This window comes from Actinophytocola sp. (genome assembly GCF_036002505.1).
Lineage (GTDB): Bacteria > Actinomycetota > Actinomycetes > Mycobacteriales > Pseudonocardiaceae > DASYTH01.
In genome coordinates this window covers 1-13,493 of the sequence record NZ_DASYTH010000302.1, presented here as the reverse complement: position 1 = coordinate 13,493, position 13,493 = coordinate 1, and the positions used below count along the sequence as shown (strand labels likewise).

6 protein-coding genes are annotated in these 13,493 nt (G+C 70.0%); 4 read left to right on the top strand and 2 right to left on the bottom strand.

Features of this window, described 5'->3' with window-relative positions; translation table 11 throughout:
* Nucleotides 1–22 precede the first annotated feature (22 nt).
* The 4 genes from VGR06_RS26500 (at nucleotide 23) to VGR06_RS26485 (ending at nucleotide 7,736) form a co-directional block, all read left to right on the top strand.
* A complete protein-coding gene (locus VGR06_RS26500; protein WP_327561849.1) occupies nucleotides 23–1,783 on the top strand; it encodes a carbohydrate-binding module family 20 domain-containing protein in 1,761 nt (586 codons plus the stop codon).
* Nucleotides 1,783–4,044, top strand: a complete 2,262-nt coding sequence (locus VGR06_RS26495; RefSeq protein ID WP_327561848.1) for an isoamylase — start codon at nucleotides 1,783–1,785, stop codon at nucleotides 4,042–4,044. Before VGR06_RS26500 ends, VGR06_RS26495 begins: the two co-directional genes overlap by 1 nt.
* A gap of 123 nt (nucleotides 4,045–4,167) precedes the next feature.
* Nucleotides 4,168–6,714, top strand: coding sequence for a rhamnogalacturonan lyase (locus VGR06_RS26490; protein WP_327561847.1), 2,547 nt, complete (start codon nucleotides 4,168–4,170; stop codon nucleotides 6,712–6,714).
* Nucleotides 6,715–6,725: 11 nt separating this feature from the next.
* Entirely contained in the window at nucleotides 6,726–7,736 is a 1,011-nt protein-coding gene (locus tag VGR06_RS26485) for an SGNH/GDSL hydrolase family protein (protein ID WP_327561846.1), read from the top strand.
* A 205-nt stretch (nucleotides 7,737–7,941) separates the two neighbouring features.
* Here the strand turns inward: VGR06_RS26485 and VGR06_RS26480 are convergent, their stop codons facing one another.
* Both VGR06_RS26480 and VGR06_RS26475 read right to left on the bottom strand, forming a co-directional pair.
* A complete protein-coding gene (locus tag VGR06_RS26480; protein ID WP_327561845.1) occupies nucleotides 7,942–10,827 on the bottom strand; it encodes a polysaccharide lyase family 8 super-sandwich domain-containing protein in 2,886 nt (961 codons plus the stop codon).
* Nucleotides 10,828–13,493, bottom strand: a 2,666-nt coding sequence (locus VGR06_RS26475; RefSeq protein ID WP_327561844.1) for a beta-galactosidase, incomplete at its 5' end; no start/stop codon positions are given.

The window sequence follows — 13,493 nt, the reverse complement described above, 5'->3', positions numbered from 1 at the left end:
TCTCGCGTGAGGAGGCTTTGCCATGCGCCGAGCCCTGCATTCGGCGGTTGTCGCCGCCGGCCTCGCCCTGAGTATGTCCCTGCCGGTCTCCGCGCCCGCCGAGACCGCCGGCATCGCGTCCGGCGCCGGCCCGGGCGCCAAGGACGTGATCGTCCACCTCTTCGAGTGGCCGTGGGCGTCGGTCGCCACCGAGTGTGTGAACATGTTGGGGCCCAAGGGTTTCGGCGGCGTCCAGGTGTCCCCGCCGCAGGAGCACGTGGTGCTGCCCGGCAACGGTTTCCCGTGGTGGGAGGACTACCAGCCGGTTTCCTACCAGCTTCGCTCCCGCCGCGGTGACCGGACCGCGTTCGCGAACATGGTGAGCACCTGCCACGGCGCCGGGGTCAAGGTGTTCGTCGACGCCGTGGTCAACCACATGGCCGGCGGCGCCTCCACCGGTCCGGGCAGTGGCGGCTCGAGCTACACCCAGTACGGCTACCCGTCGGTGGCCTACGGCTTCGACGACTTCCACCACTGCGGCCGCAACGGCAACGACGACATCCGCAGCTGGACCGACCGCTTCGAGGTGCAGAACTGCGAGCTGGTCGACCTCGCCGACCTGAAGACCGAGTCGGCGTATGTCCGCGGCAAGCTCGCCGGCTACCTGCAGGACCTGGTTTCCCTTGGGGTGGACGGGTTCCGGGTGGACGCCGCCAAGCACGTCCCGGTCGCCGACCTGCAGGCGATCTACCCGAGCGGGCTGTACGTCTACCAGGAGACGATCGAGGGCGGGCCGGGCGAGATCAGCCCGACCGAGTACACCGGCATCGGCGACGTCACCGAGTTCCGCTACGGCGACGTGGTCGGCAACGCGTTCCGGGACGGCAACCTGGGCAACCTCAACAACCTGGCGAACTCGATGCTGGTCGGCTCGGCCGACGCGGTCGCGTTCGTCGACAACCACGACACCCAGCGCAACGGCCGCGCCCGGCTGACCTACAAGGATGGCAACAACTACGCGCTCGCCGAGGCGTTCATGCTGGCCTGGCCGTACGGGGTGCCGCAGGTGATGTCCAGCTTCGCGTTCAGCTCCGGTGACCAGGGCCCACCGTCCACAAGCGACGGAACGACCACGGCGGTCGCCTGCGGCAGCGGCTGGGTGTGCGAGCACCGCTGGCGCACCACGGCGAACCTGGTCGGCCTGCGCAACGCCGCCGCCGGCGCGGGCGTGACCAACTGGTGGAGCAACGGTTCCACGCAGATCGCGTTCGGCCGCAGCGGCAAGGGGTACGTGGCGTTCAACCGCGACGGCGGCACGCTCTCCCGCACGTTCCAGACCGACCTGCCCGCCGGCACCTACTGCGACATGGCGAACGCCGACGTCAGCGGCACCACCTGCACCGGCGCCTCGTACACCGTCGACGCGGCCGGCCGGTTCACCGCTTCCGTGCCACCGGGCGGAATGCTCGCCCTGCACGTGAACGCGCGGACGTCGGGGAGCGGCGGCTGCACCACGGTCGCGGTGAGCTTCGCGGTCAACGCGCAGACCATCTGGGGCGAGAACATCTTCGTCGAGGGCAACCGGCCGGAGCTGGGCAACTGGGACACCAACAACGGCCTGGCGCTCTCCGCGGCCACCTACCCGATCTGGCGCGGCACGGTGAACCTTCCGGCCAACCTCACGTTCGAGTACAAGTACATCAAGAAGAACGGCAGCCAGGTGATCTGGGAGACCGGCGCCAACCGGGTGCGCTCCACCGGCACCGGCTGCTCGGTCACCTTCGACGACGTCTGGCGGAACTGATGCGCGCTGCCCTCGCCACCCTGCTCCTGCTCACCACCCTGATCGTCGCACCCCAACCCGTGCCTGCCGCGGTCGACGCGCAGTCGCTGGGCGGCCGGTTCTCCGGCTCGAACGTGGTCTTCCGGGTGTACTCGGCGGCCGCCACCCGGATCACGGTCTCGGTCTACGCCGCGCCCACCGGTGAGCAGGAGCGGGCCAGCTTCACGCTGACCCGGGACGCGGCCAGCGTCTGGTCCACCACGGTGAGCGCGGCCACCCTGCAGGGCGCCGGCGTCACCGGCACGATCTACTACGGCTACCGTGCCTGGGGCCCGAACTGGCCGTTCGACCCGGCCTGGACCAAGGGCTCGGCGGCCGGCTTCGTGTCCGATGTGGATTCGAGCGGGAACCGGTTCAACCCCAACAAACTGCTGATCGATCCGTACGCCCGGGAGATCAGCCACGATCCGCTGACGCCGGCCCTGCCGGACGGCAGCCGGTACGGAACCGGACCGACCTTCCGTACCGTGGACACCGGAACCACCGCACCGAAGTCGATCGTGCTCGCGGCCGACGGCACGAGCACCGGCGGCAAACCGGCCCGGGCGCTCAAGGACGACGTCGTCTACGAGGTCAACCTGCGTGGCCTGACCCGCAACGACGCCGGCATCGCCGCCGCCGACCGGGGTACCTACCGGGGCGCCGCCCAGAAGGCGGCATCGTTGCGGGCCCTGGGTGTGACCGCGGTGGAGTTCCTTCCTGTGCAGGAGACGCAGAACGACACCAACGACGTCGACCCGACCGGGACCGCCGGCGACAACTACTGGGGCTACATGACGGTGAACTACTTCGCCCCGGACCGCCGCTACGCCGCCGACCGGTCACCGGGCGGCCCGACCCGCGAGCTCAAGTCGATGGTGAAGTCCTTCCACGACAACGGAATCAAGGTGTTCATCGACGTCGTGTACAACCACACGGCGGAAGGCGGGCCGTGGAACGACGCCGACAAGAACACCTACAGCGTCTACTCCTGGCGCGGCCTGGACAACCCGACCTACTACTCGCTGACCTCCGACCGGCAGTCGCCGTGGGACAACACCGGCGTCGGCGGCAACTACAACACCTTCAACCCCACCGCACAGAACCTGATCGTCGACTCGGTGGCCTACTGGAAGGACACGCTCGGCGTCGACGGGTTCCGCTTCGACCTGGCCAGCGTCCTCGGCAACACCTGCGAGCACGGGTGCTTCTCCTACAGCAGAACGAATCCGGCGACCGCGCTGAACCGGCTGGCGGCCGAGATGCCGGCCCGCCCGACGGGTGGTGGGTCCGGAGTGGACTGGATCGCCGAGCCGTGGGCGATCGGCTCGGGCACCTACCAGGTGGGCAACTTCCCCGCCGGCTGGGCGGAATGGAACGGCATCTACCGCGACACCCTGCGCCGCGACCAGAACAAGCTGGGCGTCGCCGCGATCACGCCGGGCGAGCTGGCCACCCGGTTCGCCGGCTCGTCCGACCTCTACGGCGACGATGGCCGCCGGCCGTTCAACTCGATCAACTTCATGGTCGCGCACGACGGGTTCACGTTGAAGGATCTCTACTCTTGCAACGGGAAGAACAACAACCAGCCGTGGCCGTTCGGCCCGTCGGACGGCGGCAGCGACGACAACGACTCCTGGGACCAGGGCGGCGTCGCGGCCGACCAGCGCAAGGCTGCGCGCAACGGCCTGGCTCTCCTGATGCTCTCCGGCGGCGTCCCGATGATCACCGGCGGGGACGAGTTCCTGCGCGGCCTCAACTGCAACAACAATCCGTACAACCTGGACTCCTCGGCGAACTGGCTCAACTACGCCTGGAACGCCGATCAGGCCACGTTCAACACGTTCGCCCAGCGCCTGATCGCCTTCCGCGCCGCGCACCCGGCGTTGCGCCCCGCCAACTTCTACACCGCCGCCCAGCTGCAGTGGTTCACCCCGGCCGGGGTCGCGCCCGACTCCGCGTACTGGACCAATCCGAACAACCACGCCCTGGCCTGGCGCCTCGATGGCACCGCGTTCGGCGACCCCGCCGCCGCGGTGTACGTGGCTTACAACGGATGGTCGGGCGACGTCACGTTCACCCTGCCCGCGCCGCCGGCCGGCCGGCAGTGGTTCCGGGTCACCGACACCTCCACCTGGGCCGAGGGTCCCGACCAGGTCCGCCCACCCGGCGCCGAAGATCCCCTCGGCGGCATCCCATATCTGCTCCACGGCCGCGCGCTGCTGCTCCTGGTCGCTCGGTAACGCGAAATCCACGGGCCTCGTCACTTGGCACCGGCTGGCGAAAACGCTAGTATATTTGGGATTTAAACGTTTCACTTCGCCGAACCGGTGGGGTTGATCGGCATGCGCCGTCATCGTGGACGTTTGCTCGTTTCGGTTCTGCTCGCCGTGGTCATGTCCGGTGGCGCTGGACCGGTCTCCGCCGAACCGGAAAGCCGGGGCCGCGGGCCGGATGCCGTTCAGCTCGAACGGCTGGACCGCGGGCTGGTCGCGGTACCGACCGGCGAGGGGGTGTTCCTGAGCTGGCGCCTGCTCGGACCCGAGGTCTCCGGGCGGACGGCCACCGGGATGGCGGGGCCGGACTTCGAGGTGTTCCGCAACGGGGCGCGGATCGCGACGGTCACCGACAGCACCAACTATCTCGACCGGGAAGGCTCGGCCGCGGCCGAGTACCGGGTCGCCGCGATCGTGGGCGGCAAGGAGGTTGACCGCAGCGCGCCGGTGACGCCGTGGTCGGGGCCGTTCCGCAACCTTCCGCTGCACAGGCCGGCCGACGGTGTGACGCCGGCAGGTGAGGCGTTTACCTACTCCGCCAACGACATGAGCGTCGGCGATGTCGACGGGGACGGCCAGTACGAGTACATCGTCAAGTGGGATCCGTCCAACTCCAAGGATGTCTCGCAGGTCGGTTACACCGGCACGGTGTTCATCGATGCCTACGAGTTGGACGGCACGCTGCTCTACCGCATCGACCTCGGGGTGAACATCCGTGCGGGCGCGCACTACACGCAGTTCCTGGTCTACGACTTCGACGGCGACGGGCGTTCGGAGATGATGTTCAAGACCGCGCCGGGCACGAAGATCATCCGGTACCGGCCGGACGGAACCGTTGCCTCCGAACGGTTCATCACGATGCCGAAGGAGGACGTGCGGGCCGGGTTCAGCCATTCCGACGACTACCGGATGAGCGCCGCGGATTACTACGAGCACCTCGTGACCCTGTTCCGTGGTTGGCAGGCGCATCCCGAGGTGGTGGCCGGGCATTGGCCGTCGACGCTGGAGCAGGCCTTCGGCATCGCGCCGCGGTATACCTATCCACTGTCTGATGTGGACGCTCGGGCGCTGGTGGACTACTTCGTCGACGTCTACGCGCCGAGCCGCAGCACCCGCAACCAGCTCCGGAACTTCGCCGGCTTCATCGTCGACGGGCCCGAGTACCTGACCGTGTTCGAAGGTGCCACCGGCAACCCACTCCAGACGATCCGGTACAAGCCGGGCCGCCAGGACGACGGCCTGCTCTGGGGCGACTACGCGCTTCCGCGGATCGAGCCGGGCAACCGGGTCGACCGGTTCCTGTCCACCGTGGCGTATCTGGATGGCAAGCACCCGTCGGCGATCTTCGCTCGTGGCTACTACACGCGCACCACGCTGGTCGCCTACCGCTGGGACGGAAAACGGCTGAACGAAGAGTGGTTCGTCGACAGCGGGCACGTGCCGATGACCAACCCGTTCAACGACAACCCGCACGGCCGCAGCGGCACCAGCCCGGAGTTCGCGACGATCACCACGCAGGGCGCCCACTCGGTGAGTGTGGCCGATGTGGACGGTGACGGGCGGCAGGAGATCATCTACGGTGCGGCGACGATCGACGACGACGGCAGCGTGCTGTACAGCTCGTTCGGCATCGCGCCGCCGCAGAGCGCGATTCCCGGCCAGAACGTGCGGCTTGGCCACGGCGACGCGATGCACGTCACCGACATCGACCCGAACCGGCCGGGCCTGGAGATCTACATGGTGCACGAGGGCGCGACGGTCGCGCCGTTCGGTCACGCCCTGCGCACTGCGGCCACCGGCGAGGTGATCTTCGGCGACTACACCGGCGTGGACACCGGACGCGGCATGGTCGGCGACGTGCGCTCCGACGTGCCGGGTCTTGAGGTCTGGCCGGCCCAGCCGCCGAACTCGGGTGAGCTCGGTATCGGGATGTTCTCCGCCGGCGGGGAGCTACTCTCCACCACCACGCCCGGCACCAACCAGAGCATCCGGTGGGCCGCGGACATGACCACGCAGATCGTCGCCGGTGCGACCGCCCCGACCCTGCAGCCGGTGCGGGTCGAGGACTGGCGGCGAGGTGTGCTGTTCGTGGCCGACGGCGCGCTGGCCAACAACGGCACCAAGGGCAACCCGAGCCTGGTCGCGGACATCCTCGGCGACTGGCGGGAGGAGCTGCTGGTCCGGGCCGCGGACAGCTCGGCGGTGCGGATCTACCTCAGCACCGAGCTGACCGACCGCAAGCTGTACACCCCGATGCACGACAAGCAGTACCGGGCCGAGGTGGCCCGCCAGCAGACGGTGTACAACCAGCCCTCGTACACCAGCTTCTACCTCGCCTCGGACATCGACTGGTCGCGCGTTCCGGTGCCGGACTTCTGGGCGCCCGGCAGCATCGGCGCGCTGCGCGACCGACTTGAGGCCTTTGTGGACAGTCGGGATGTGGCCGGCTCGGTCGTGCCGCGGCTGCGTGCCGATCTTGCTCAGGCCGGCCGGCGGCTCGAGGTGGGCGGGGCGGATGAGGCGCTGGAACGCTTCGTCCAGCACGTCGAGCACCTCGGCCGGCATGACACGGTCTCCGCGGCCGCGCGGGACGCACTCACCTACCAGGCACGAACCGTGCTCGCGATGCTCGACTGAAGGAGGAGCGGATGCGAAAGCCTTTGCTCACCGCTGTTGTGGCGGCGTTGCTGGCCGGTGGCGTCATGGCCGGGGCATCCCCGGTCGTGGCCGCTACCGGGGACGGGTTCCCGACCGACTCGAACATCAAGTACTTCGGGCGCTGGGACACCAGGAGCTCGAGCGCGTTCGTGTCCGAATGGGCCGGTGCGTACGTCCTGCTGGGATTCACCGGCACCACGGTGAAGTTGCGGCAGCGCGGCACCATCGACCTGTTCGCCAGCATCGACGGCGGCCCGGACGTGTCCTTCGTGAACGTGAGCGGCACGGTGAACCTGACGCCTCGGCCGCTGCCCGCCGGCACGCACCGGCTGCGGGTGTCCTACCGCCCGGTCGCCGGCTCCTACCACGGCGACGCGGTGTTCCAAGGCGTGATCCTCGATCCGGGCGCCCGCACGGTGGCGCCGCCGGTGCCGTCCCGGATCCTCGAGTTCGTCGGCGACTCGATCACCGTCGGCCAGCTGTCGTCCAAACAGGCGCTCACCGCCTACGGCTGGCTGGTCGGCGAGCGGCTCGGCGCCGGGCACACGCAGATCGCCGTCGGCGGCGCCTGCCTGTTCCCGTCGGCCGACGGCTGCCTCGGCATGCGCGACCGCTTCCTCAAAACCGGCCTCGACGCGAGCACCCCCGACTGGAACTTCTCCCGCTACCAGGCCAGCGTGGTGGTGATCAACCTGGGCACCAACGACGTCGGCCACCACGTCACCGGCGCCCAGTTCCAGAGCGCCTACATCACCCTGCTGCAACGGGTTCGCGCGAAGTACCCGAATGCCACCATCTACGCCCTGGAGACGTTCCGGAAGCGGTTCGTCCCCGAAACGCAGGCTGCGGTCAACGCGGTGACCGCGGCTGGGGACTCCCGGGTGCGCTTCATCAACACCGAGGGCTGGATCGTCGAGGCCACCGACACCGTGGACAACGTGCACCCGAACGACCAGGGCCACCGCAAGATCGCCGACCGGCTCGCCCCCATCATCGGCTGACGTTCGGTGTGTTGGCCTCTGCCGTCGCCATGTTGGCCCGTGGCATCGCTGTGTTGGCGCGTGGCGTCGCCGTGTTGGTCGAGTGTGGTCGCCGCCGCTGTGACCGGTGTCGTCAACTGCCAACACACCCACGCCAGAAGCCAACAAAACAACGTGGCGCGCCAACACAGCGACGTGAGACGCCAACACGGTTACGGCTGCCTTGTCAGCTGATCACCTGCAGGAAGGGCGGGTTGGCGGCGTTCTTGCGGCTGTGCAGGGCGACGAACAGGCCCGCGGTCTCCTGAAGGAGTGCGAGGCCGGCCACCCGGTCGCCGGTGTACTGGGTGCGGACGTGCGGGGTGACGTCCAGCGGGATCCAGTCGGAGGTGTCGCCGAGCGGGGCCGCGGACTGGATGGCGCCGAGGGCGGGCTGGTTGTTCCAGGTCAGGCCGGTCTCGGTCCAGGTGTCGTCGAACACCGCGCGGGCGTGGACCACTGCCTGCGTGCCGCTGCCGTCGGAGACTTCGCCGTATACCCACAGGATCGCCCGGCGGGGTGCTGCCGGCAGACCGGCGAGAGCGAACTTGAGGAAGCTGCGGCGGTGGAAGCCGGTGCCGGCGTTCTTGACCACGAGGAGCGGGTCGGCGCCGAAGTTGGTGCCGGCGGAGGCGCCGTCCTGGACGTAGGTGTCGCCGGTGGGCGCGAGGGTGGTGTGCTGGCCGGGGGTGGCGGCGGTGCCGGTGCCGAAGGTGATGGTGCGGCTGCCTCCCCGGGTGCCGCCGACTTCGGCGAGCAGTGTGATCGGGTTGAGGGCGAGGACGCTGATCTGGGGGTCGCCGGTCGCGGTGGTGTAGCCGGTGCTGTGTTCAATTGATTGGCTCGATGGCGCAGCGCCAGTGATGGTCACGGTGATGGTGGCGGCGGCGCGGGTGGGGTCGGCCACGGCCACCCGCAGGGTGCCGCCGGACTCGCGGACCAGCACCGAGCAGGGTGCGGAAACCGTGATGGGGCCGGCGGTTCCGGCCGCGTAGAAGTTGGCGGCGGTGATGCCGGTGGCGGAGTCGGTGATCGCCTGCACGGTGGCGCTGTTGGCGAGGATCGAGACCTGCGGGGTGGCGGCGCGGGTCGCGGTGGCGCTCGCGGTCGCGCCGGGGAGCAGGAGGTAGGCGTACGCGGCGGCGGTCGGGTCGGCGCCGTGGTCGAACCACATCGTCAGGTAGGGGCGGGTGATGGCGGTGGTGGCGCCGCCGGTGTTGATGGTGCGCCAGGTGCCGGTGCGCTGCTCGCGTACCGCCTTGATGGTTGCCCGGCCGGGGAAGACGTAGCCGCCGAAGCCGGCCAGGTGCGCCCAGCCGGCGTTGGTCAGCGTGGCGGACCAGCCCATCGTGGCCGGTTGCGTGACGCCGTCGACGGTGAACGCCTGGGCGCCCGAGCCGAGGTTGCGGTTGTCTACTGTGGACTCGATGGTGGTTGCGTCGGTGGCGGCGATGGCCGCGCCGAGGCAGACCACCGAGTCGGACAGGCAGAACCACGCTTTGCGGGCGCGGAGCGTCGACTGGAGGCCGCGGGTGTCCTGGCCCAGCGCGGCGAACTCGCCGTCGGTCGCGCCGCCGACCCAGGTCGCCGCGGGTCGGGCGGCACCCCAGGGGCCGCCGGCGGCGTCGGCCAAGGCCTTGCGGGACACCGTGGTCCCGGGCAGCCGGTACGGGTCCACGGTGGGCCAGAACGAATCCGAGTACTGGCCGTTGCCGTAGGTGTCGCCCCACCAGTAGGTCATGCCGGAGTTGGTGTGCCAGCCGCGCAGGTTCTCGCCGTTGCCGGTCTCGTAGAACGCGGTGCGGGCCGAGCACATGCTGACGGCGAACGCCCACCCCGGGCGGCGGTGCACGGCCCGGTCCATGCTGCCGAACACCTTGTGCGCCACCGGTTCCGGGGTCGCCGGCACGGACGCGTCGGCCAGCACCGCGGCTCCGCGGGCCAGAGCCGGCACCGACAGCGAGGTGTCGGACGGGAACGGTTTCCAGTAGTCGCGCTGCAGCCAGCCCTTGACCAGGCCGCGCCACCGGGCCCGCTCCGCCGCCGAGGCGCCCTCGGCGAACTGGAGGATCGACACGATGATGTTGTGGCCGTGCACGTGGTCGTCCTGCGGTCGGGCGATCGCCCGCCCGCGCTGCCCGTCCATCATCAGCCCGTTGAACAGGAACGGGGCGAACGCCCGCTCCACCGCGTCGAAGGCGAGTTGGCGGTTCGGGTCGGTGACCGCCCAGGTCGACCCGGCGAGCAACCCGAACAGGTTGGCCAGCCCCGCGAGCAGCGCCTCACCGTAGGAGCCGGTGTAGGGAATCCAGGTGTGCTGGATGAACGAACCGTCTACATAGAACCCGTCGCCGGAGCGCACGTACGGGAACACGGGCGACAAAGCATTGCGCGCGGTGACGAGCTTCGCGGAGCTCTTGCCCAGCACCCCGCGGACCGCCAGCACCCGGCAGATGTCCACCCGGTTCGCGCCGGTGCTGGTGCCGGAGTAGCTGGCCACCTTCGAGTCCGGCACGTGGTGGTCGACCGCGGCCAGGGAGCCGGCGATGCTGGCCGCGGTGAGCCGGTCGTAGACCAGCGCGACGACGTTGAGCAGGGCCTGCGGGGTGCCGATCTCCCAGTCCCACCAGTTGTCGTACGGTGCGCCGCTCGCCGTGTACGCGGTGGTCACCAGGTGGTCCAGTCCAGTGCCGACGGCCGAGGCCAGCCCGGTGTCGCCGGTCGAGCCGGTGGCCGGCATCGCGTACGCCCCGGCCATCGTGCGGAGCCGGGTGAAGCTCGCGGTGATGTTCGTCGACGCGGTGCCGATCGGCAGGTCCGGCCACAGCCCGGCCGGACCCGGCGCCATGCTCGTGCGGAACCCGCGGGCGGCCGACCCCACCTGGGCCAGCCGGGACGCATAGGGCTCGACGGCCGGGTCATAGCCGGTGCCGACCAGGAAACCCACCCAGCGCGCCCGCAGCGCGTCGTACTCGTCCGCCGCCCAGGCCGGCCGGATGCCCGCACCCACGATCAAGGTCGCTGCGCCGCCACCGGCCGCCGCCCGCAGCACCGCCCGCCTGGACAAGCCCATTCAGAATCCCTCCGTGCGGTAGTTTCCCAGCGCCTCAAGGGAAACCTGGCCGAGGCCGCCGGTGCTGGCGTCGGACGACCATACCGCGAGGGCGAGCGTGTTGTCGCCGTGGTGGTTCAGGATCCCCTGCGGCAGCGTGAAAACGCGCTGCGGGCCGACGTCGTTGGCGTACTGGCCGAGGTTCCAGCCGTTGACGAAGATCAGCACCCGGTAGTGGCGGGTCGGGTCGTCGGTGAACCGCAGGCCGACCGGCACGTCCTGATCCCGCGGCAGGTCCAGCCGGACCCTGGTGCGGTACCAGGCGACGCCCGGTGCGGTCTCCTGGTGCGGGAGCGTCAGCGGCACCCAACCGCGGTCGTCGAACCTCGGCAGGCTGTAGCCGGTCCGCTCGCCGTGCAGGCCGCCGTTGTTCTGCGGGCCGCGCACCGGGTCGGTACCGAGCGTGCCCTGGATCCGCCACACCGGCACGTCCGACGATCCGGCCAGGGTCGCACCCCGCAACCCGCGCGGCGCCTTGTGGTTGTCGTTGCTGCCGCCGTTCTCGTTGTGGCCCATGTTGCGCACCAGCACCGACACCACGTTGTCCCCGGCCGGATCGACCAGGCCGTCCGGGAAGGTGAACGTGCCGCCGGAGTTCTGGTTGCCGCTGGCCGTTCCGGTGTGGACGGTGCCGAGCGGGGCGCCGTTGAGCCAGACCGACCAGAGGCCGGCCCGGCCGGTGCCCGCGGTGAGCGAGATCCCGGTCGCGGTGCCGGTGAAGTGCCCGCGGTACCACACGTCGCCGTAGTGGAAGCCGTAGTCGTCGGTGTACAGCACCGGCAGCGTCGCGGGTTTGGTCGGGTTGTTGGTCGCGGTGTGGTCCGCGGCCGTCCAGGCGCTGTCGTCGAAGGCCGGGTCGGCCTCCGGCACGTCCCGGGTGTAGCGCCAGTCGGTCAGCGCGGGGAACGTGACCGGCTCGGGTCCGGGCACGGTCCCGTTGCGTACCAACCGGTTGTTCCAGAAGACGTTGCGCACCTGGGGCCGGGCGAACACCTCGAGGTCGCTCGGCCGGTCGGTGTCCCCGCGCAGCTTCAGCGTCGCACCGTGCTGCTCGGCGGACCGGACCAGGTACGGCCCGCGGACCAGCACCGGTCCCTGGGCGGTGTCCAACCGCCAGAACGTGGACGCCGTGTCGCCGTCGGCCAGCAGCAGCTCGAGCGGTGGCCGGCCGCCGCCCGACACCCGGACCCGGGATAGTCCACTGTGGACGTAAGAGAGCCGGAGGTCGCCGCGGGCCGCGTCCCAGGTCGCCGTCACGTCGCCGGCGAGTACCTGCACGCGCGGCTCGGACGAGTAGCGCAGCACGGTCTCACCGGCCTCACCGGCCCGGCCGTGCAGCAGCGCCACGTCGCGGTCGCCGAGACCGACGTGCGTCATGATCTCCGAGGTGGAGTAGACCAGCCGCTGGCGCTCCAGGTCGTACCCGGCCGGGAGGATCTTGAAGTCCCGCCCGTTGACCGCGACCGTCGGTTGGTAGCTCCCGTCCGGGACGTCGACGGTGAACGCCGTCGAGTCGTTCGACGAGGCCGTGGGGTTGGCGTGCCGGACGAAATAGAACCGGGCACGGGTGTCCGGGTTCTCCTTGACCCAGACCCGGACAGCCGGGTCGGTGCCGGCCTGCTGGCCGAGATCGTCGGTCTTCAGCAGATCGCGCACCGAGCCGACGAGGTACGCCTGCTGCTTGAGCACCGGGATCTTCTCGGTCAGCTCGCGCTGCTCGTTGAACGCCGCGCCGTAGTCGTAGGAGGTGTAGACCACGTTCGGATCGGCCTGCCAGCCCCAACTCGTGCCGCCGTAGGTCATGTAGATGTTGTGCACGGTGAACTGGTTCTCGATGTTGTTGCCGTAGAACATCCGCTCGAACACCGGGCCGGTCATCGCGGCGCACCGGCCGTACCCGGGGCCGCCCCACGGGTCGAACGCGCCGCCCTGGAACTCGCCCCAGATGAACGGCCGGTCGCCCACCCCGGGCCGGAGGAACCGGTAGTCGGTCACCGCGGGGAACGAGGTGCGGTTGCAGTCGAACGCGGCGGGGTAGGTGTCGGTGCCGTACAGGTCCGGCGCGCCCGGCCCGGACGCCCACCGGAGATTGCGGCCCTTGTCGTTGTGGAACAGCGGAACCGTGATCCCGTCGGCCCGGGCGGCGGCCTTGAGCTCCTCCATGTACACCGCGTCGTCCCGGTCGTACTCGTTCTCGATCTGGTACAGCACAACCGATCCGCGGCCGTCGGTGAGCTGGTGCCGGGCGATGATCGCGTTGACGTGGTCGTACCACTCCTCCCAGGCCGCCTGGTAGTCGTCGGCCTGGGTGCGGGCGCGGCCGGCCTGCGTGGACAGCCACCCCGGGTAGCCGCCGGAGTCCAGCTCGGCGTTGACGTACGGGCCGGGCCGGGCCAGCACGTACAGCCCGACCTCCTCGGCGATGTCGAGCAGCCGGTCGATGTCCCGCACCCCGGTGAAGTCGTACACGCCGGGCGCGGGGGAGTGGTAGGCCCAGCTGAAGTACAGCGACACCGCGTTGAACCCGACCGCCTTGAACTTCTCCAGCTGGTCGCGCCACAGGTCCGGGTCGGGCAGCCGGAAGTAGTGGAACTCCGCCGACCACAGCCACACCCGCTGGCCGTCGA